The organism is Baekduia alba, from assembly GCF_028416635.1.
Lineage (GTDB): Bacteria > Actinomycetota > Thermoleophilia > Solirubrobacterales > Solirubrobacteraceae > Baekduia > Baekduia alba.
The window spans coordinates 3,735,047-3,754,614 of sequence record NZ_CP114013.1; the positions used below are offsets into that span (position 1 = coordinate 3,735,047).

A 19,568-nucleotide genomic window follows, 5' to 3' on the forward strand; every position below is an offset into this window, starting at 1 on the left:
GTTTCCCTTTCCAAGATGAACAGGTTGCGGAGCCCCAAGGTTGCGGTGCGCGGTCGGCAGTTGCCGCGCTGCAATGGATCGTGCCTGCGATCGCTCAGCGTTGCAGCGCGAAGATCGGCCATGGGCCGGGCACGCCGCGCAGCTCGTAGGCGCCGCGCATCTCGCACTCCAGGCCGGAGCCGACGACGGTGCCGTAGGTCGTCCCGGACATCAGGATCTCCTCCGGTTCGGCCATGTCGCACACGCGCGCGGCGATGTGGACGGCCATGCCGCCGACGTCGCCGCCGATCAGCTCGCACTCCCCCGTGTGCAGCCCGGCGCGGATCTGGATCCCCAACCCGCGCACCCCGGCCGTGACCGTGCGCGCGCAGCGCAGCGCGTCGGACGGCGGGCCCTCGAACGCGGCGATGTAGCCGTCGCCGAGCGTCTTGACCTCGCGGCCGCCGTAGCGCTCCACCTCCCGGCGGAGCGCGTTGTCATGGGCCGAGAGCAGGTCGCGCCAGCGCGCGTCGCCCATCCGCGCCGCGTGGCCGGTGGCGTCGACGATGTCGGTGAACAGGATCGTCATCAGCCGCCGCTGCAGGCCGCTGGTCGCGGTGCGCGAGCCGGTCAGGAACTCCTCGATCTCGCCCAGCAGCGCCTCGGTGTCGCCGATCATCGGCAGGCTGTCGGTGCCCGGCAGCTCGACCAGCCGCGCGCCCGGGATCAGCCGCGCCGACAGCCGCGAGTGGCCGACGTCGATCAGCTGGTCGCCGATGCGGTGCAGCACGAGCGTCGGGACGCGCAGGTTCGGCAGGTGCGCCCGGACGTCGACGCCCTGGAGGTTGGCCGCGATCTGGAGGAAGCCCGACGGGGTGGCGGACTGGCGCTCGAGCTTGCCCATCCACGCGCGCATCCGCGGGTCGCCGGCGACGCTCGGCGCCATCCGCTCGATGTTCGCGCCGCTGCCCCAGCGCTCGCGCAGCCGCGCCAGGCGCTCGGCGCGGTCGGTCGGCGTGTCGGCCCACGGAGCCTCGTCGTCGTGCTCGGTCGCGACGATCGCCGCGTAGAGGATGAGCGCCAGCGTCCGGTCCGGCCGGCGCGCCGCGTACTCGATCGCCAGCGGCCCGCCGGCCGCGTAGGCCTGGACGACGACGCGGTCGCAGCCGGCGGCGTCGAGCACCGCGTCGAGGTCGGCGACCTCGTCCTCGAGCGCCACGCGCCCGCTCGGGCGGTCGCTGAGGCCGAGGCCGCGGCGGTCGATGAGGATCACGCGGGCGATCGAGCCCAGCCGCTCCCACCAGCGCCGCAACCCGGGCTCTTCGAGCAGCACCTCGACGTGCGAGGTGATCCCGCTGAGGAAGACGATGTCGACCGGCCCGTCGCCGAGCACGCGGAAGGCGATGTCGAGATCACCGCTCTGCGCCCACTGGACGCGCCCCTCCTCCATGGTGCGAGCCTACGCATCTGCGCGCCGCCTCGCCGCGCCTGGAACCACCGACCGGCGTGACGGGCGGCCGCCGTCCTGCGCTCGCCCGGCGGCCCCCGCCACGACGATCCGGGGCGCGGACGCGCAGGCTCAGGCCGGGGACATCAGGCGCTCGGTCACCGGGTCGACCAGGTGCGCGGGGTCGCCGCGCAGCAGCCAGCCGTCCTCGGTGCGCTCCAGCAGGCGGTCGCGGCCGAGGTCGCCGAGCGCGCTGGTGACCGACGGGCGGCGGGCGCCGACCAGGCGCGCGAGCGCGCTGTGGGTCAGGCCCATCGGGACGAGGATGCCGTCGGGCGTGACGCGGCCCCAGCGCTCGGCCAGCGCCCAGAGCGCCAGCAGCAGCCGGTCTTCGAGCCGGACGAGCTGGTTGACCACGAGCCGGACGGCGAGGCCGCGGTGGCGGCGCGCCGCGCGGGCGAAGAGCGCGTCGACGATCGGCGGGTAGCGGACGGCGAGGTGCAGGAAGCGCTCGTCGAGCACGGCGAGCTTCAGCGGCTCCAGGACGGTCCAGCGCGCGACGAGCGGCAGCTCGGAGGCCGCGCTGTCGGCGTCCCACGGGCGCAGGATGTCGCCGAAGCCGAGCACCTCGGTCGACGCGCGGCGGCCGAGGTCGAGGTCGCGCAGCAGCAGGCCGTCGAGGATCAGCAGGCCGAGCGGCGAGCCGCCGGGCTCCACGACGCCGGCGGCGTCCCAGCGTCCGGTCGGGACGCGCACGACCTCCGCGACCAGCTGGTGGGTCGCCCGCTGGAGCTCCTCGGGCGCCAGCCGATCCCCGAGCTCCGGGTCGGCGTCGAGCAGGCGAACGAGATCGTGGGCGGCCACTGCCCGTCGCAGGCTTCCCCGCGGAAGTCCGCGCTAACCCCTTTGGACGTTGGTTCGACGCCTGACCGGGTAGCGGAGGTTGATGGTCAGCCTCCCGCCGGACCCGGACCCACCCACCCCACCGCCTGCGCCGACGCCCGATCCCGCGCCCACGCCGCCTCCGGGCGCGCCGACGCCCGAGCCGGGACCGCCCGGCCCGCCACCGTCGCCGGGTCCGCAGATCTGAGATCCGGAGCGGTGTGCTACCCGCGGCGCATGAGACGGCCGACGGCGGCCATCAGCTCGTCGGTCTTCTCGACCTTCTCGGCCTCGTCGGGCGCGTTCATCACGCAGTGGTTGGCGTGCTGGTCGAGCAGGCCGAGCGCGACCTTGTCCAGCGCGGCCTGCACGGCGCTGATCTGCGTGAGGACGTCGATGCAGTAGCGCTCGTCCTCGACCATGCCCTCGATGCCGCGCACCTGGCCCTCGACGCGCCGCAGGCGCTTGAGGAGCTGGTCCTTGGTGGCGGAGTACCCGCGGGTCGCTGACGCGTCGGCCATGTCGGCCAGGATACCGCCCCGGGGTACCTGCCATCACACGCTGCGAGCGCCGGGGTAGGGTTCCGCCGCGTGTCGACCCCGCTCCAGCCGATCTTCGACGGCCACCACGACGCGCTGACGCGCAAGGACGCCGACCGGCTCGTCGAGGGCCGCGACGGCGGGCACCTCGACCTTCCCCGCGCCGCGGCCGGCGGCCTCGTCGCGTCCATGTGGGCGATCTTCTGCTCGGGCCCGGGCGTGACGATCGCCTTCGAGCCACAGCCGGGCGGCGGCTACGACATCCCGCTCGAAGCCGAGCTCGCGCACGACGTCGCGTCGGCCGAAGCGGTCGCGGCGGCCGGCCGGCTGCTGGCGCTGGAGCGCGGCGGCCACCTGCGCGTCGCGCGCGGCGTGGACGACCTGGACGCCGCCGCCGCCGGCGGGCTGCCCGCCGCGGTCATGCACCTGGAGGGCGCCGAGTGCATCGACGAGGACCTGGAGGCGCTCGACGCCTGGCACGCCGCCGGCCTGCGCTCGCTGGGCCCGTTGTGGAGCCGGCCCAACCGCTTCGGCCACGGCGTGCCGTTCCGGTTCCCGTCCTCGCCCGACACCGGCGAGGGCCTGACCGCCGCCGGCCGGGCGCTGGTGCGCAAGTGCAACGCCTACAAGATCGCGGTCGACGTCTCGCACCTCAACACGCGCGGGTTCTGGGACGTCGTGGAGATCACCGACGCGCCGGTCATCGCGTCGCACTGCGGGGCGCATGCGGTCGCGCCCGCGTCGCGCAACCTCACCGACGACCAGCTCGCCGTCATCGGGACGTCCGGCGGCATCGTCGGGATCCCCTACATCCTGGACTTCCTGCGCGCCGACGGCGTCGTCGACCACGACACGCCGCTGAGCACGATCGTCGCCCACGTCCGCCACGTCGCCGACCACGTCGGCGTCGAGCACGTCGGCCTCGGCTCGGACTTCGACGGCGGCGACATCCCGGCCGCGCTGAGCGACGTCGCCGGCCTGCCCCGCCTGCTCGACGCGCTGCGCGCCGACGGCTTCACCGCCGACGAGGTCGCCGCGATCGCCTGGGGCAACTGGCGGCGGGTGCTCGCCGCGACGTGGGCCTAGGCCGGGACGTCGGCGGCGTGCTCGTGGCGGCGACCGTCGAGCGGCTTGCCGCACACCCGGCACGTGAAGTGCGAGACCGGGTCGGCGAGGTGGTCGCCGTGCGGGAAGCGCGCCCGGCCCTCGCCGTCGAGCTCCTCGTAGGCCCACTCCTGGATCGCCATCAGCACGGGTGACAGCCCCCGGCCGCGCGCGGTCAGGTGGTACTCGTCGCGCGGCGGTCGCTCGGTGTAGCGGCGCTTCTCCAGGATCCCGGCGTCGACCAGGCTCCTCAGCCGCGCGCTGAGGACGTCCCGCGGCGCGCCCGTGGCGCGCTGGATGCCCGAGAAGCGGTGGTTGCCCCAGAACTGCTCGCGGACGATCAGCAGCGCCCAGCGCTCGCCGATCAGCTCGAGCGCGTCGGCGATGGCGCACGGCCGGGGCAGCGTCGTCGGTTCGGGATCCAAACTCACGTGCGCTAGGCTACCGCCATCTGAGTCGGTTGGAGTATCAAATCATGGGAGAACGAACAGAGCCATGCGCGAAGCCGTGATCGTCGACGCCGTCCGCACCCCGATCGGCCGGGGCAAGGCCGGCAAGGGCGCGTTGCACCCCATCCACCCCGTGGACCTGCTCGCGCACTCGCTGCGCGCGCTGGTCGAGCGCACCGGCATCGACCCGGAGCGCATCGACGACGTGATCGGCGGCTGCGTCGACCAGGTCGGAGAGCAGGCCATGAACACCACGCGCTACGCGGTCCTCGCCGCGGGCCTGCCGGAGAGCGTGCCGGCCACGACCGTCGACCGCCAGTGCGGCAGCTCACAGCAGGCCGTGCACTTCGGCGCCCAGGGCGTGATCGCCGGCGCCTACGACGTCGTCATCGCCTGCGGCGTCGAGTCGATGAGCCGCGTCCCGATGTGGTCCAACGTGCCGCCCGGCGCCGACCCCTTCGGCCCCGGCGTGGCCGCGCGCTACCCCGACGGGCTGGTCCCGCAGGGCGTCAGCGCCGAGCTGATCGCGGCGAAGTGGGAGCTGCCGCGCTCCGACCTGGACCGTTTCGCGCTGGAGTCCCACCGCCGCGCCGCCGTCGCCACCGACGAGGGGCGCTTCGCCGACGAGCTCGTCCCGATCGACGGCGTCGCGACCGACGAGTCGATCCGGCCGGGCACGACGCTCGAGGCGCTCGCCGGCCTCAAGCCCGCCTTCGAGGACCCCGCGATGGGCCAGCGCTTCCCGCAGATCGACTGGCGCGTGACGGCCGGCAACTCGTCGCCGACCAACGACGGGAGCGCGGCCGTGATGATCACGACGCCGGAGATCGCGCGCGCGCTCGGGCTGACCCCCAAGGCCAAGTTGAAGTCCTTCGCCGTCGTGGGCGACGACCCGCTGTACATGTTGACCGGCGTGATCCCGGCGACCGCCAAGGTGCTCCAGAAGGCCGAGCTGTCGCTCGCCGACATCGACCTGTTCGAGGTCAACGAGGCCTTCAGCTCGGTCGTCCTCGCCTGGCAGCGCGAGACGGGCGCCGACCTCGACAAGGTCAACGTCAACGGCGGGGCGATCGCGCTCGGCCACCCGCTCGGCGCCAGCGGCGCCCGCATCACCGCGACGCTCGTCAACGCCATGGCCCAGAACGGCGCGCGCTACGGGCTGCAGACCATGTGCGAGGCCGGCGGCCTGGCCAACGCCATGGTGTTGGAGGCCGTGTAGGCGGCCGCGGTCGCGCGCCTAGGCGGCGGCGCGGGTCGGGACGACGCCCACGCTGACGCCGCCGCCGAGGCGCGCGTCGACCTCGGCCACCGTGGCCGGGATGTCCTCGGGCCGCGTCGGGCGCGCGTAGAGGAAGCCCTGGCCGAAGTCGCAGCCGAGGGCCTCGACGACCTGCCACTGCGCCTCGGTCTCGACGCCCTCGGCGACGACGCCGAAGTGCAGCGTCCGGGCCATGTCGCACACCGCGCGCACGATCGCCGCGGCCTCGCGCGACGACGCCAGCGAGGTGATGAACTGGCGGTCGAGCTTGAGCGCGTCGAGCGGCAGGTCGCGCAGGCAGGCCAGCGAGGACTGCCCGACGCCGAAGTCGTCCAGCGCGATCCGCACCCCGCGCTCGGCGAGCGCGTCGAGCGTGGCGGTCGCGACGTCGGGGTCCTCCATGACGGCGGACTCGGTCACCTCGACCACGAGCCGGTCGGCCGCGAGCGCGAGCTCGTCGAGCAACGCGAAGATGTCGTCGGCCAGGCCGGGGCGCGACAGCTGGACGCGCGACACGTTGACCGACATCCCCATGTCGAGCGCGAAGCCGGCGTCCTGCCAGCGGCGCAGCTGCGTCAGCGCCTCGCGCATGACCCACTGGCCCAGCGGCTCGATCAGCCCGTGCTGCTCGGCGAGCGGGATGAAGCGCCCGGGTGGGATCTCCCCGCGCTCGGGATGGGTCCAGCGGATCAGGGCCTCGAAGCCGGACGCCTGACGGCGACCGAGGTGCACGAGCGGCTGGTAGACCAGGCGCAGGTCGCCGTCCTCGACCGCCTGGCGCAGGTCGTTGGTGAGCGCCAGGCGCTCGACGGTCTCGGCGCGCATGGCGTCGTCGAACAGCTCGGCGCGGCCGCGGCCGGCACGCTTGGCGCGGTACATCGCGACGCCCGCGTCGCGCACGAGGTCCTCGCCCTCCATCGGGGCGTCGGGCGCGGCGAGCGCGATCCCGATCGACGCGGTCGAGCGCAGCGACACGCCGGCGACGTCGACGGGCGCGCCGATCACGCTGAGCAGGCGCTCGGCGACGCGCACGCTCTCGGCCGGGTCGTCCAACCCCTCCAGCAGGATCGCGAACTCGTCGCCGCCCAGGCGCGCGAGCGTGTCGGACGGCCGCAGCACCTCGCTGAGCCGCGGCGCCAGCGCGCGCAGCAGCGCGTCGCCCGCCGCGTGGCCGAGCGAGTCGTTGATGCCCTTGAAGTCGTCGACGTCGAGGTACAGGACCGCGACGTACCGCCCTTCGCGCCGGCGCCGCGCCAGCGACAGCCGCAGCCGGTCGAGCAAGAGCATGCGGTTGGGCAGCTGCGTGAGCGGGTCGTGCAGCGCCTGGTGGCGCAGCCCGCGCTCGGCCGACAGGCGGCGCAGCGCGCCGGTCAGGACGTTGGCGACGGACTGCAGGAACGCGAGGTCGTCGTCGTCGAACGCGCGCGGCGACGTCGCGTACATGCCCAGGACGCCGAACGGCGCGTCGCCCTCGCCCGCGACCGCGACGGTCATGCCCGAGGCCAGGCCGCGGCCGCGCAGGTCGGAGACGTCGAAGCGCTCCTCGGTCGCGGCGTCGCGCACGACGACGGGGTTGCGGAGCGCCAGCGTGTAGCGGGCGTGCTGCTCGTCGAGGCGCGCGGCGACGCTCTCGCCCGGGTCGTCGGAGTGCGAGCCGCTGAGGTGGCGCAGCGGCGCGTGGTCGCCGTCGTCGGCGGCCAGGCCGGCGAGCGAGACGTCGAGGCTCGCGGTGATCGACCGGACGGTCGCGTGCGCGAGGGCGGAGAAGTCCTGCTCGGTGAGCGCCAGCTGCGACAGACGGGCGAGCGCGGTCTGCTGCTTGGCGCGCCGGTCGGCGCGATCCTCGGCCTGCTTGCGCGCGGTGATGTCCTGGAGCTGGCCGATGGCGTACAGCGGCTGGCCGTCGTCGCCGCGGACCAGCGCCATCGTGGTGTTGCCCCAGATCATGTCCCCGTTGGCGTGCCGGTAGGGACGGTCGAACTGGTAGCGCTCGATCTCGCCGATCGTCAGCCTCCGCCAGTTGTCCGAGGTCGGGCCGCCGTCGGCGTGGTGGACGAGCGCCATCCCTCCGGCCAGCAGCGCCTCGACCGGGTGGCCGAGCAGCTCGCTCAGCGCGCGGTTGACGCGCAGGAACGACCCGTCGAGCCCCACGATGGCCATGCTCACGCCCGCCTCCTCGAAGGCGATGCGGAAGCGGGCCTCAGCCTCGTGCAGCGTGCCGGGGTCGTGCTCCGGTGTGCGGACGGGATCCACCACCTGAGGTAGTCGGCCACCGCACGGCCGACCTGAAGGCGCCGCGCGGCGGCGCGTCAGCCCAGCTTGATCATCGCGTGCTTGACGCGGGTGTAGTCCTCGAGGCCGTAGATCGAGAGGTCCTTGCCGTAGCCCGACTCCTTGAAGCCGCCGTGCGGCATCTCGGACAGGAACGGCAGGTGGTCGTTGACCCAGACGCAGCCGAAGTCGAGCTGGCGGACGGCCTCCATCGCGATGCCGACGTCGCGGGTCCAGACGCTGGCCGCCAGGCCGTAGGGGACGTCGTTGGCGAGCGCGAAGGCGCGGTCGGCGTCGACGCGCTGGACGGTGACGACCGGGCCGAAGACCTCGGACTGGACGATCTCGGCCTGCTGGTCGACGCTCGCGACGATCGTCGGCTGGACGAAGAAGCCGGCGTCGCGGCCGGCGCTCCCGCCGGTCAGGACCTCGGCGCCCGCGGAGGTCGCGCGGTCCAGGAAGCCCAGGACGCGCTCCTGCTGGCGGGCGGAGATGACGGGGCCCATCTCGACGGACTCGCCCTCGGCGGGATCGCCGACGACGAGCGAGGCGGTCGCCGGGACCAGCTCCTCCAGCAGCGCCTCGTAGATCCCCGGGCCGGCGAGCACGCGCGCCGCGGCGGTGCAGTCCTGGCCCGAGTTCACGAACGACGCGACGCGCAGGCCTTCGGCGACGGCCTTGGGGTCGGCGTCGTCGAAGACGACGACCGGCGCCTTGCCGCCCAGCTCCAGGTGCACGCGCTTGAGCGTGTCGGCCGCGGCGCGCGCGATCCCCTTGCCGGTCGCCACGCTGCCGGTCAGCGACACCATCGCGATCTCGGGATGGCGGACGATCGCCTCGCCCACGTTCGGCCCGTCGCCGGTGACGACGTTCAGGACGCCGGCCGGCAGGACGTCGGCCAGCAGCTCGGCGAAGCGCAGCGTCGAGATCGGCGTCAGCTCCGACGGCTTCAAGACCACCACGTTGCCCGCGGCCAGCGCCGGCGCGATCTTCCAGATCGCCATCATCAACGGGTAGTTCCAGGGCGCGATCTGCCCGACGATGCCCAGCGGCTCGCGCCGGACGAACGACGTGTAGCCCTTGCCGTACTCGCCGGCGGACGAGCCGGTCAGCGTGCGGGCGGCGCCGGCGAAGAAGCGCAGCTCGTCAGCGCAGATCGGCAGCTCCTCGGCGGCCAGCGACCGCGGCTTGCCGACGTTCAGCGACTCCAGCGCGGCCAGCTCCTCGCTGTGGCGGTCGATGACGTCGGCCATCGCCAGCAGGCGCTCCTGGCGCTCGCCCGGCGTCGTGTCGCGCCACCCGATCCGGGCGGCGCGGGCAGCGGCGACCGCACGCTCGACGTCGGCCGCCGTGCCCTCGGGCACGCGCGCGACGACCTCGCCCGTCGCCGGGTTGAGGATCTCGCGCGTGGCGCCATCCACGCCGTCGACGAGCTCGCCGCCGACGAGGTTCTTGTAGTCCTTCAGCGCGGTGGCGCTCATGCCACTCCGGCGGTCGTGCCCAGCCCCATGTGGGCGCTGGCGTCGGTCAGCACGTCGCTCAGCCGCGCCACGATGTCGTCGAGCACCGCCTTGTCGCTGATCAGCGGCGGGGCGATCTGCAGGACCGCGTCGCCGCGGTCGTCGGCGCGGGCGATGATGCCCGCCTCACGCAGGCGTCCCGGAAGGAAGCCGCGGAGGAGGTCGTCGCGCTCGGCCTGGTCGAAGCGCGTGTTGTCATCGTCCTTGACGAACTCCACCGCCCAGAAGAAGCCATCGCCGCGCGCGTCGCCCACGATCGGGACGTCGAGCAGCGTCGCCATCCGCTCGGCGAGGTACGGCGTCAGGTCCTTCACGTTGGCCAGGATGCCGTCGCGCTCGAAGATCTCCATGTTCTTCAGCGCGATCGCGGCGGCGAGCGGGTGGCCGCCGAACGTGATGCCGTGGCGGAACACCGCGCCGGACTCGACGATCGGGGCGATGACGCTCTCGGCGGCGACGACCGCGCCCATCGGCGCGTAGGCCGACGTCAGGCCCTTGGCCAAGGACACCAGGTCGGGCGTGATGCCCTCGCGGCCGGTGGCGATCCACTCGCCGAGGCGTCCGCAGCCGGCGATGACCTCGTCGGCCATCAGCAGGATCCCGTACTTGTCAGCCAGCGCGCGCAGGCCCTTCCAGTAGCCGGCCGGCGCGACGAGGCAGCCGCCGGCGTTCTGGACCGGCTCGGCGATGATGAGCGCGACCTCTTCGGGGTTGGCGGCGACGATCGCCGCCTCGACCTCGTCGAGCAGCTGCCGGCAGAACGCGTCCTGGTCGGTGACCGGCCCGCCGTCGGGCCCGCCGCGGAACATGTTGGTGTTGCTGACGTGCGTGACGTCGATCGCGGGCTGGCCGAACGGGACCTTGAAGCGCTCGACGCCGGTGAACGACAGCGCGCCCAGCGTGACGCCGTGGTAGGCGATGTGGCGGGCGATGGCCTTGGTGCGCTGCGGCTGGCCGATCGCGTGGTAGTGCTCGCGGGCGAGCTTCCACGCGGCCTCGACCGACTCCGAGCCGCCGCTGGTGAAGAAGACGCGCTCCATCCCGGGCGGGGCGACCGCGGCCAGCTTGGCGGCCAGCTCGATCGACGCGGGATGCGCCGTGCCCCAGTTGGTGTTGAACGCCAGCGTCGTCAGCTGCGCCGCCGCGGCGGCCGCCATCTCCTCGCCGTAGGAGTAGCCGATCTGCGAGCAGAACAGCGACGACAAGGCGTCGATGTACTGCTTGCCCTTGGTGTCGAAGACATACGGCCCCTCCCCGCGCTCGAGCACGAGGAGGTCGTCGATGCCCTGCTTGGAGAAGTGCAGCAGCAGGTGCTCGCTGGCCGCCTGCTGGAGCTCGTCGTGCGTCATGCCGCCCATCGGGAAGTGACCACCTTCTTGCGCGTGTAGAACTCGACCGCGTCGCGGCCGTTGGCGTGGAGGTCTCCGTCGATGGAGTCCTTCCACCCCGAGAACGGGAACCAGGCGATCGGCGCCGCGACCCCGACGTTGACGCCGACCATGCCAGCTTCGACGCCGTAGCGGTAGGCGCGGGCCGCGCCGCCGGACTCCGTGAAGATCACCGAGGCGTTGCCGTAGCGCGACGCGTTGACCTTGGCGATCGCCTCGTCGAGGTCGGCGGCGCGCACGAGCGTCAGCACCGGGCCGAACAGCTCCTCGGTCAGGACGTGGTGGCCTTCCGGCACGTCGTCGAGGATCGTCGGCGCCAGCGTGCAGCCGCCGGGGCCGGCGTCGCCGCGGCCGTCGAGGACCACCGTCGCGCCGTCGGCCTCGGCGCGGTCGACGTCGGCGACGATGCGGTCGCGCTGCTGGGGCGAGACGACCGGGCAGACGTCGGTGGCCGGGTCGAGGCCGGCGCCCGTCGTCAGGCGGGCGGCGGCCGCGACGATGCGGTCGCGGGCGGCCTCCTGCTCGCCCTTGGTGCCCACGAGCACCGCGGTCGAGCCGGCGAGGCAGCGCTGGCCGGCCGCGCCGAAGGCCGAGCCCATGACGCCGCCGGTCATCAGGTCCGGGTCGGCGTCGGGCATGACGACCATCGAGTTCTTCGCCCCGCCGAGAGCCTGCACGCGCTTGCCGTTGGCGGTGGCGCGCTGCGCGACGTGGCGGGCGGTCTTGGCCGAGCCGACGAAGGAGATCGCGTCGACGCCCGGGTGGTCGAGCAGGCCGTTGACGACGTCGTGCGCGCCGTGGACCAGGTTGATCAGCCCGGCCGGGAAGACGTCGAGGCCGTTGGCCAGCTCGACGATGCGCGCGCCGGTGAGCGGGTCCTGCTCGGACGGCTTGAGGATGAAGGCGTTGCCCGCGGCCAGGGCGTAGGGCATGAACCACAGCGGGATCATCGCCGGGAAGTTGAAGGGGGTGATCGCGGCGACGACGCCGACGGGCTGGCGGACGAGCTCGACGTCGACGCCGGTCGCGACGCCCTCGAGGTTCTCGCCCTTGAGCAGGTGCGGCATCGCGATCGCGGCCTCGCACGACTCGATGCCGCGCCCGACCTCGGCCGTCGCGTCGCCGAGCGTCTTGCCCATGTCGCGTGTGACGAGCTCGGCGAGCTCGTCGCGGTGGGCGTCGAGGACGCCGCGCAGCGCCATCACGGCGCGGGCGCGCTGCAGCGGCGAGACCGCGCGCCAGCGCGTCGCGGCGGCGCGGGCGGCGACGACCGCGGCGTCGACGTCGGCTGCCGTGGAGAGCGGGACGCGGGCGAGCAGCTCGCCCGTCGCGGGGTCGCGGTCGTCGAGCGTGTCGGCGGCGGTCGACGCGGCCCAGGCGCCGCCGACGTGGTTGGACAGGGTGCGGACGGCGGTGGAGGTGGGGACGGCGGTCGGGGTCACCGAGGGGAGGCTCCCGCGTCCGGCCGTCCGTCCACAACAGGCGACTCGTCCCAAGATGGGCCGAGAGCCTGGACACCTTGTCTAGTCGGTCAGTCGCGCACGTGGCGCCGCGCCTGGAGCGCGAGGTGGAGCGCGAGCAGCGTCCGGGTGTCGGAGAGGTCGCTCTGCAGCACCGCTTCGAGCCGGGCGATGCGGTCGTACAGCGCCTGGCGGTTCAGGTGCAGGGCGCGCGCGGTCTCGGCCTTGCGCCCGCCGCAGGCGCACAGCGCCTCCAGCGTCGGCATCAGCTGGTGCTTGCGCCGGGCGTCATGGGCGACGACGGCGCCGAGGACCCGCTCGACGTACACGGCCAGCTCGTCGCGGTCGCGCCAGCGCCACAGCAGGCGGTCGAGGTCCATCCTGGTGGCGTCGTGCCAGCTCGTCGGCGGCAGGCCCTGCGCAGCGGCGCTGGACTCCGCGGCGTCCTTGAGCTGGCGCGCGACCAGCGGCCAGCCGGCGGTGCCGCCGACGGCGATGACGGCGTCGGGCGCGGCGGCGTGCAGGACGTCGGCCGCGCGGGTGGCCGCATCGGCGCGCGCGCTCGCGTCGCGCAGAGCCAAGACCACCAACAACGAGCCGTCGGCGGGATCGACGCCGACGAGGGCCGGCGCGCCCAGCGCGGCGAGGTCGCGCTCGACGTCGCGGAGGGACGGCAGCCAGGAGGCCGCGGCGCCCACGCGCGCGCCGTCGCCGGCGTGCGACGCGCCGCCCAGGCGCGCCACGAGCGGCAGCAGGGCGCTCGCGCCGCGGTCGGCGAAGCCCATCGCGGTGGCGCGGGCGGCGGCGCGGTCGGGCGCGACGCGGCCGGCGGCCAACTCGGCGAGGAGGTCGCCCCGGCCGCGGGCCAGCAGCTCGTCCTCCTGGCGGGTGCGCAGCAGCGCGAGGGCGACGATGCCGGCGGCGCGGTCGATCGCCAGCGCGGCAAAGGCGTCGAGCGGCGCGTCGACCGGAAGCACGAGCAGGCGGCCGGCGGCGTCGGCGTCGCCGGTCGGCACGGGCGCGGCGACCCCGAGCGCGTCCGCGCCCCGCGCCGCCTGCGACCAGGCGCCGACGGGATCGTCCTCGGCCGCCGAGCTCGGCGGCGCGGCGTGGTAGAGCAGGCGGCCGTCGGCGGCTTCCAGGAACACCGGGTTGGCGAGCGCCTCGGCGAGCAGCGCGAGCACGCCGGGGATCCCACCGCCCTGGAGCATCAGCCCGGTGAAGCGCTCCTGGAGGCCTTCGGCGCGGCGCAGGAGGTCGTAGTGGTGGTTGACGATCTCGGTGTGGATCGCCTCGGTGACCGCGACGAACGGCACGGCGGCGTGCAGCTCGACGAGCGGGAGGTCGTGGCGCTCGGCGGCGACGACGAGCGCCGGCGGCAGGTGGTCGTTGTAGGTGTGTCCCAGCTCGATGACGAGCGCCGCGACCTGCCGCGCCGCGAGCTCGGCGACGAACCGGCGCTGGTCGGCCGCCTTCGCGCCGACGCCCATGCCCGTCGTGAGCAGCAGCTCCCCGCCGCGCAGCAGCGACGCGATGTTCGGGACCTCGCCGGCGTGCACCCACCGGATCGGCCGCTCCAGATGCCCCGCGCCGGCGACGACCTCCGGCAGCCCGCGGCGCAGCGCCGGCAGCTCGAGCGCGGCGGCGACGGTGATGCGGGGCGAGGCGGAGTCGTCCATCGGGCGCGACCAGGGTAGACACAACGTCTGGTGCTCGCGGCGGGGCGACCCGCGGCGCCCGCGCGCGCTGGCGCTAGATGTTGTCGCCGCCGAACGCCTCGGCGACCGAGTCGTCGGTGAAGATCCGGTGGATCGTGTCGGCCAGCAGCCCGGCGCAGCTCACGACGCGCAGCGCGCTGGGCGCCTGGTCGGGCACCGGCACGGTGTCGGTCACCAGCAGCTCCTCCAGCCCCAACGCGTCGACCCGCTCCACCGTCCCGGGGCTCAGGATCGGATGCATCGCGACCGCGTTGACAGCCGTCACCTCGGCGTCGCGCAGCGCGCCGACGGCCTTCGCCAGCGTGGCGCCGGTGTCCAGGATGTCGTCGACCACGACGACGGTCCGCCCCGCCACGTCGCCGATCACGCGATGGGTCGGGTTGTCGGCCTCGGGATCCAGGATCGCCAGCTCGGCTCCCAGGTGCGTGGAGAACTTCTTGGCCAGCTTGACGCGCCCGGCGTCGGGCGCGACGACGACCGCGTCCTCCGGCAGCCGGCCGCGCAGGTCGTCGGTCAGCATGTGCAGCGAGGTCATGTGGTCGACCGGCACACGGAAGAAGCCCTGCGCCTGGCCGGTGTGGAGGTCGACCGTCAGCACGCGGTTGACCCGCACGCTCTCCAGCATCCTCGCCACCGCCCGCGCGCTGATCGGCTCGCGCAGCCGCGACTTCATGTCCTGCCGCGAGTACCCGAACCACGGGATCACGGCGATCACGCGATGGGCGCTCGCCCCGACGGCCGCGTCGACCATGAGCACCAGCTCCATCAACGCGTCGTTGAGCGTCAGCGACCCGTCGCGCGTGCCCGCCAGCGACTGCACGACGAACACGTCGGCGCCGCGCACGGACTCCTCGTAGCGGCAGTACATCTCGCCGCTCGCGTAGGTCTGGAGGTCGACCGGTCCTGGCTCGACGTGCAGGCGCGTGGCGATCTCGTCGGCCAGCGCCGTCGAGCTGCGCCCCGCGAAGAGCATGAGCCGCTTGTCGTAGTCGAGAGGGAGATGCGTGGGCACGTGACCGACGATTCTCCCGACGCGGCGCGCGGCGTGCGGCGCGGCCCCTCCACGGACGTGGGACGCAACACACCATCTTTGTGCAGGTTTCGCGCAAGAACGTGGTGCGAAAGGGTGTGCGGCCGTTTGAACCCGCGGTCACGCGGAACGCTCAGCTCTCACATGGCACGCCTGCTCCCGCGCACGACGCACGCCGACCACCCGCTCCTGGCGCAGGTCGCGCAGCAGGCGTGCCGGTCGACGCACGCCACCGTCGTGGCGATCACCCGGGCCGAGAGCGCCGGCGACGGCGAGCACGCGCTGATCGCCTGCGCGGGCGACGCGAGCGCGCTGGACGACCTCGACGCGCTCCACCCCGACGACTTCCCCGACGGCGAGCACGTCGTCGTCGACCGCCACGCCGCCACCGGCCTGCTGCCGATCAGCGCGACCGCCTACGGCACGCTCGTCGTCGTCCGCCCGCGCCTGCGCCGCGGCCGCGCGCTGCGCGACGCGCTCGACGGCCTCGTCCTGCTCGCCGCCGAGGCCCTGCGCGCGGCCGAGGCCGAGCGCGACCTCGCGCTGACCCTCGACGCCAGCGTGCAGTCGCTCGCCCAGCTGCTGGACCTGCGCGACGGCTACACCGGGCAGCACAGCTCGACGGTCGTCGAGCTGTGCGAGGAGGTCGGGCGCCGCGTCGGCGTCGCGGGCGCCGAGCTCGATCACCTCCGGATCGCCGCGCACCTGCACGACCTCGGCAAGATCGGCGTCCCCGACCAGATCCTGCACAAGGCCGGACCACTGGACGAGGCGGAGTGGTCGATCATGCGCGAGCATCCGGTCTGGGGCGCCCGCGCGCTGGCGCAGATCCCCGGCTTCCGCGCGGCCTCCCACGCCGTGCGACACCATCATGAACGCTGGGACGGCACCGGGTACCCGGACGGCCTGGCCGGCGAGCAGATCCCGATCGGCGCGCGCGTCATCGCGGTGTGCGACGCGTACGAGGCGATGACGGCCACGCGCCCCTATCGCCCCGCGCTGGCCGCGCCGTTGGCGCGCGAGCGCATCGTCGCCGGCACCGGCACGCACTTCGACCCGGCCGCGACCTGGGGACTGCTCGAGGCGCTCGCCACGTAGGGTGACCTAAGAGGTCGCGCCGTCTTTGTTAGGGTCACCTAACGAGATGGCGCCGTCGTCCACCACCTCCGCCGCCGGAACCCCCGCGTCCGCACGTCCGTTCCCGCTGCGCACCGGCGCCGCGCCGGTCCTGCCGCTCGACGGCTGGCGCTTCCCGCCCGGCGCGCCCGAGCAGCACGCCCGCAACGACACGATCCGGGCCTACGACCCCGACGCGGCGGAGCGCCAGCCGCTGACGCCGGCGAGCGTCGAGGCCGAGGTCGTCTGGGTGCAGCGCGCCGGCGCGCCGGCGGGCCGCGGCGCGCGCCTGCTGGACGCGATCAAGGCCACCACCTTGCCGGAGCGCGACCGCGACGGGCCGCCGCCCGAGCTCTGGTTCGCCGGCGAGGCCCTCGCCGTGCGCGGGCTGCGCGAGCACCTGCGCGGCGAGCGCGGCCTGCCGATCGGGCCCATGCAGGCGATCGGCTACTGGCAGCACCGCGACACGCCCGACGACGTCGAAGACGACGAGTCCTAGCCCCCGCGCTGCGCCGGCGACCGCATGGCCCTCCGCCGTACCACCTCGACTCGCGCCCTCGGGCTGCTCGCCGCGCTCGCGATCCTCGTCTTCACGCTGCTGCTGTCGATCAGCGTCGGCGCCAAGCCCATCGCGCTGCACCGCGTGTGGGAGCTCCTGCTGCACCCCGACGGCTCCGACGACGCGATCGTCATCCGCGACCTGCGCATCCCCCGGACCATGTTGGGGCTGTTGGTCGGCGCGGCGCTCGGCGTGGCCGGGGCGCTGATGCAGGCGCTCACCCGCAACCCGCTGGCCGACCCCGGCCTGCTCGGCATCAACGCCGGCGCGGCGACCGCGATCGTCGTCGGCGTCGCGCTGCTCGGCGTGTCCGCCCCCAAGACCTACATCTGGCTCGGTTTCGCCGGCGCGGCGGCCGCGGCGATCGTCGTCTACGGCGTCGGCGCCCAGGGCCGCAGCGGCGCGACGCCCGTCCGGCTCGCGCTCGCGGGAACCGCCGTGACGTTCGCGCTGACCGCGGTCGTCAACGGGATCACGGTCGCCGATCAGGAGACGCTGGAGCGCTACCGCTTCTGGCTCGTCGGCGCGCTCGGCGGCCACGACGCCGACACGACCTGGCAGATCGCGCCGTTCCTCGGCGTCGGGTTGGTGGTCGCCCTGGCGCTGGCGCGGCCGCTCAACGCGCTCGCGCTCGGCGAGGACGCGGGCCGGGCGCTCGGCGCGCACGTCGGCCGGACGCGCGCCGCGGGCGCCGTCGCGGTCACGCTGCTGTGCGGCGCCGCGACGGCCGCGGCCGGGCCGATCGTCTTCCTGGGGCTGACGGTCCCGCACGTCGCCCGCGCGATCTGCGGGCCCGACCAGCGCTGGGTCCTCCCCTACAGCGCCGTGCTCGCGCCAACGCTCCTGCTCGCCGCCGACGTCATCGGCCGCGTCGTCGAGCGCCCGGGCGAGATCGAGGTCGGCATCGTGACCGCCTTCCTGGGCGGCCCGGTCTTCGTCGCGCTGATCCGCCGCCAGCGGATCGCCCAGCTGTGACGACCGGCGGCCTGATGCTGCGGATCGGCCTGCTGCATCGCGCGGGCGTGTTCCGCACCACGCCGCCGCGAGTGGTCGTCGTCGGCGCGGTGCTGACCGTCGCCTGCGCGGCGCTGCTCGTCGTCGCGGTCGGAACCGGCGACTACCCGATCGCCCCGCTCGACGTCGTCGACGCCCTGCTCGGCCGCGGCGACACCGCGACCTCGTTCGTCGTCGAGACGCTGCGGCTGCCGCGCGCGCTGACCGCACTGCTGGTCGGCGCGGCGCTCGGCGCGGCCGGCGCGGTGTTCCAGTCGATCGCGCGCAACCCGCTCGGCAGCCCGGACATCATCGGCTTCACCGCGGGCAGCAGCGCCGCCGCCGTCTTCGAGATCGCGGTCATCGGCGGCGGGACGGCGGCGATCGCGGCCGGCTCGATCGTCGGCGGCCTGCTCACCGCGTTCCTGGTGTACACGCTCGCGTGGCGCCGCGGCGGCGTCCAGGGCTACCGGCTGGTGCTGATCGGGATCGGCGTGAGCGCGACGCTCGAGGCGCTGACGAACTACCTGCTGACGCGCGCCCGGATCGAAGACATCCAACGTGCCTCGGTCTGGTTGGCAGGGTCCTTGAACGGCCGCGGGTGGGAGCACGTGTGGCCGACCCTGGCCGGGGTCGTGCTGCTGCTGCCGGTCGCCGTCGCCGTGCAGCGCCCGCTGCGGATGATCGAGATGGGCGACGACGCGGCACGGGCGCTGGGCGTGAGCGTCGAGCGCGCGCGCCTCGGCGCGCTGCTGGCCGGGACGCTGCTGACCGCGGTCGCCACGGCGGCGGCGGGCCCGGTCACGTTCGTCGCGCTGGCCGCGCCGCAGATCGGCCGCCGGCTGACCGGCGCGACCGGCCCGGGCGTCATGACCGCCGCGCTGACCGGCTCGGTCCTGCTCCTGGCCAGCGACGTCCTGGCCCAACGGCTGTTCCCGTCCACCCCGCTGCCCGTGGGCGTCATGACCGGCGGGCTCGGCGGCCTGTACCTCGTGTGGCTCCTGGCCCAGGAAGCCCGGAAGGGACGCGCATGACGCGCCTGCTCGGCGAGCGGCTGACCCTCGGCTACGACGACCGGACCGTCGTCGACGGACTCGACGTGACGATCCCGGACGGCTCGTTCACGGTCGTCGTCGGGCCCAACGCCTGCGGCAAGTCCACCATGTTGCGCGCGCTGGCGCGGATGATCAAGCCGTCGGAGGGTCGCGTGGTGCTGGACGGCGAGGCCATCACCTCGCTGCCGTCCAAGGAGGTCGCGCGGCGGCTCGGGCTGCTGCCGCAGTCCTCGATCGCGCCCGACGCGATCACGGTCGCCGACCTCGTCGCCCGCGGTCGCTACCCGCACCAGGGGCTGCTGCGGCAGTGGTCGCGCGACGACGAGACCGCCGTGGCCGCGGCGATGGCCGCGACGCGCGTCGACGACCTCGCCGGCCGGCCGGTCGACGAGCTGTCCGGCGGCCAGCGCCAGCGGGTGTGGCTGGCGATGGCGCTGGCGCAGGAGACGCCGCTGCTGCTGCTCGACGAGCCGACGACGTTCCTGGACATCACGCACCAGATCGAGGTCCTGGACCTGTGCGCCGAGCTGCACGAGGAGCAGGGCCGGACGCTCGTCGCGGTGCTGCACGACCTCAACCACGCCTGCCGCTACGCGACGCACCTGATCGCGATGGCCGGCGGCGCGATCGTCGCCGAGGGCGACCCGTGCGCGATCGTCGACGCCGAGCTGGTGGAGCGCGTCTTCGGGCTGCGCTGCCGCGTCGTCGACGACCCGGAGACCGGCACGCCGCTGGTGGTGCCGGCGGCGCGCCGGCGGGCCGTGAAGCCGCGCCCGGTCGAGACGGCGGGTCGGTAGGTG

The 19,568-nt window shown here is 74.4% G+C and carries 17 protein-coding genes; 7 read left to right on the top strand and 10 right to left on the bottom strand.

All coding sequences use genetic code 11. The features are described from left to right. Positions 1-94 precede the first annotated feature (94 nt). From DSM104299_RS18805 to DSM104299_RS18815, 3 genes are all read right to left on the bottom strand, one after another. A complete protein-coding gene (locus DSM104299_RS18805) occupies positions 95-1,429 on the bottom strand; it encodes an adenylate/guanylate cyclase domain-containing protein (RefSeq protein ID WP_272473178.1) in 1,335 nt (444 codons plus the stop codon). A 129-nt stretch (positions 1,430-1,558) separates the two neighbouring features. Further along, complete coding sequence (locus DSM104299_RS18810; protein ID WP_272473179.1) at positions 1,559-2,290, bottom strand: helix-turn-helix domain-containing protein; 732 nt, start codon at positions 2,288-2,290, stop codon at positions 1,559-1,561. Positions 2,291-2,532: 242 nt separating this feature from the next. Further along, entirely contained in the window at positions 2,533-2,829 is a 297-nt protein-coding gene (locus DSM104299_RS18815; protein WP_272473180.1) for a metal-sensitive transcriptional regulator, read from the bottom strand. Between the two features lie 69 nt (positions 2,830-2,898). On the opposite strand from DSM104299_RS18815, the gene DSM104299_RS18820 reads away from it, so the two are divergent. After that, positions 2,899-3,933 (top strand): dipeptidase, encoded by a 1,035-nt coding sequence (locus DSM104299_RS18820; RefSeq protein ID WP_272473181.1) that lies wholly within the window; start codon positions 2,899-2,901, stop codon positions 3,931-3,933. Here DSM104299_RS18820 and DSM104299_RS18825 read toward each other — a convergent pair. Beyond that, positions 3,930-4,382, bottom strand: a complete 453-nt coding sequence (locus DSM104299_RS18825; RefSeq protein WP_272473182.1) for a winged helix-turn-helix transcriptional regulator — start codon at positions 4,380-4,382, stop codon at positions 3,930-3,932. The genes DSM104299_RS18820 and DSM104299_RS18825 overlap by 4 nt on opposite strands. Positions 4,383-4,446: 64 nt before the next feature. Here DSM104299_RS18825 and DSM104299_RS18830 point away from each other — a divergent pair, with 64 nt between their 5' ends. After that, the gene (locus DSM104299_RS18830) at positions 4,447-5,619 is read left to right on the top strand and encodes a thiolase family protein (protein ID WP_272473183.1); all 1,173 of its coding nucleotides are present in this window, start codon (positions 4,447-4,449) and stop codon (positions 5,617-5,619) included. A gap of 18 nt (positions 5,620-5,637) precedes the next feature. On the opposite strand, the gene DSM104299_RS18835 is transcribed toward DSM104299_RS18830, so the two are convergent. The 6 genes from DSM104299_RS18835 to DSM104299_RS18860 all read right to left on the bottom strand — a co-directional run bounded on the left by DSM104299_RS18835 (position 5,638) and on the right by DSM104299_RS18860 (position 14,988). Further along, positions 5,638-7,911: a putative bifunctional diguanylate cyclase/phosphodiesterase gene (locus DSM104299_RS18835; RefSeq protein WP_272473184.1), complete on the bottom strand. Its 2,274-nt coding sequence runs from the start codon at positions 7,909-7,911 to the stop codon at positions 5,638-5,640. 56 nt (positions 7,912-7,967) lie between these two features. Then, positions 7,968-9,410, bottom strand: a complete 1,443-nt coding sequence (locus DSM104299_RS18840; protein ID WP_272473185.1) for a gamma-aminobutyraldehyde dehydrogenase — start codon at positions 9,408-9,410, stop codon at positions 7,968-7,970. Continuing rightward, positions 9,407-10,798: an aminotransferase class III-fold pyridoxal phosphate-dependent enzyme gene (locus tag DSM104299_RS18845; RefSeq protein ID WP_272473186.1), complete on the bottom strand. Its 1,392-nt coding sequence runs from the start codon at positions 10,796-10,798 to the stop codon at positions 9,407-9,409. Before DSM104299_RS18845 ends, DSM104299_RS18840 begins: the two co-directional genes overlap by 4 nt. Then, complete coding sequence (gene mmsA, locus DSM104299_RS18850) at positions 10,795-12,279, bottom strand: CoA-acylating methylmalonate-semialdehyde dehydrogenase (RefSeq protein ID WP_272473187.1); 1,485 nt, start codon at positions 12,277-12,279, stop codon at positions 10,795-10,797. Before mmsA ends, DSM104299_RS18845 begins: the two co-directional genes overlap by 4 nt. A gap of 89 nt (positions 12,280-12,368) precedes the next feature. Beyond that, on the bottom strand, positions 12,369-13,976 hold the full coding sequence (locus DSM104299_RS18855) for a PucR family transcriptional regulator (protein WP_272473188.1): 1,608 nt from the start codon (positions 13,974-13,976) through the stop codon (positions 12,369-12,371). 73 nt (positions 13,977-14,049) lie between these two features. Then, a complete protein-coding gene (locus DSM104299_RS18860) occupies positions 14,050-14,988 on the bottom strand; it encodes a ribose-phosphate diphosphokinase (protein WP_349294588.1) in 939 nt (312 codons plus the stop codon). A gap of 201 nt (positions 14,989-15,189) precedes the next feature. Between DSM104299_RS18860 and DSM104299_RS18865 the strand changes: the two genes are divergently transcribed. Genes DSM104299_RS18865 through DSM104299_RS18885 form a run of 5 tightly spaced genes read left to right on the top strand, consistent with a single transcriptional unit; the run spans position 15,190 to position 19,565 of the window. Continuing rightward, positions 15,190-16,143: an HD-GYP domain-containing protein gene (locus tag DSM104299_RS18865; RefSeq protein WP_272473190.1), complete on the top strand. Its 954-nt coding sequence runs from the start codon at positions 15,190-15,192 to the stop codon at positions 16,141-16,143. Between the two features lie 46 nt (positions 16,144-16,189). Beyond that, positions 16,190-16,660: an SIP domain-containing protein gene (locus tag DSM104299_RS18870; protein WP_272473191.1), complete on the top strand. Its 471-nt coding sequence runs from the start codon at positions 16,190-16,192 to the stop codon at positions 16,658-16,660. Between the two features lie 24 nt (positions 16,661-16,684). After that, positions 16,685-17,695 carry a FecCD family ABC transporter permease gene (locus DSM104299_RS18875; protein ID WP_272473192.1) on the top strand — a complete coding sequence of 337 codons (1,011 nt, stop codon included), beginning with the start codon at positions 16,685-16,687 and terminating at the stop codon, positions 17,693-17,695. Further along, positions 17,692-18,747 carry a FecCD family ABC transporter permease gene (locus DSM104299_RS18880; protein ID WP_272473193.1) on the top strand — a complete coding sequence of 352 codons (1,056 nt, stop codon included), beginning with the start codon at positions 17,692-17,694 and terminating at the stop codon, positions 18,745-18,747. The genes DSM104299_RS18875 and DSM104299_RS18880 overlap by 4 nt, the downstream gene beginning before the upstream one ends. Then, positions 18,744-19,565, top strand: coding sequence for an ABC transporter ATP-binding protein (locus DSM104299_RS18885; RefSeq protein WP_272473194.1), 822 nt, complete (start codon positions 18,744-18,746; stop codon positions 19,563-19,565). Before DSM104299_RS18880 ends, DSM104299_RS18885 begins: the two co-directional genes overlap by 4 nt. Positions 19,566-19,568: the final 3 nt, after the last annotated feature.

What these genes read in the sequence shown, in the direction of transcription:
- DSM104299_RS18875 (WP_272473192.1), top strand. Translation starts at nt 16,685, where the DNA reads ATGGCCCTCCGCCGTACCACCTCGACTCGCGCCCTCGGGCTGCTCGCC.
- DSM104299_RS18885 (WP_272473194.1), top strand. Translation starts at nt 18,744, where the DNA reads ATGACGCGCCTGCTCGGCGAGCGGCTGACCCTCGGCTACGACGACCGG.
- DSM104299_RS18805 (WP_272473178.1), bottom strand. Translation starts at nt 1,429, where the DNA reads ATGGAGGAGGGGCGCGTCCAGTGGGCGCAGAGCGGTGATCTCGACATC.
- DSM104299_RS18865 (WP_272473190.1), top strand. Translation starts at nt 15,190, where the DNA reads ATGGCACGCCTGCTCCCGCGCACGACGCACGCCGACCACCCGCTCCTG.
- DSM104299_RS18870 (WP_272473191.1), top strand. Translation starts at nt 16,190, where the DNA reads ATGGCGCCGTCGTCCACCACCTCCGCCGCCGGAACCCCCGCGTCCGCA.
- DSM104299_RS18840 (WP_272473185.1), bottom strand. Translation starts at nt 9,410, where the DNA reads ATGAGCGCCACCGCGCTGAAGGACTACAAGAACCTCGTCGGCGGCGAG.
- DSM104299_RS18845 (WP_272473186.1), bottom strand. Translation starts at nt 10,798, where the DNA reads ATGACGCACGACGAGCTCCAGCAGGCGGCCAGCGAGCACCTGCTGCTG.
- DSM104299_RS18830 (WP_272473183.1), top strand. Translation starts at nt 4,447, where the DNA reads ATGCGCGAAGCCGTGATCGTCGACGCCGTCCGCACCCCGATCGGCCGG.
- DSM104299_RS18855 (WP_272473188.1), bottom strand. Translation starts at nt 13,976, where the DNA reads ATGGACGACTCCGCCTCGCCCCGCATCACCGTCGCCGCCGCGCTCGAG.
- DSM104299_RS18815 (WP_272473180.1), bottom strand. Translation starts at nt 2,829, where the DNA reads ATGGCCGACGCGTCAGCGACCCGCGGGTACTCCGCCACCAAGGACCAG.
- DSM104299_RS18860 (WP_349294588.1), bottom strand. Translation starts at nt 14,988, where the DNA reads ATGCTCTTCGCGGGGCGCAGCTCGACGGCGCTGGCCGACGAGATCGCC.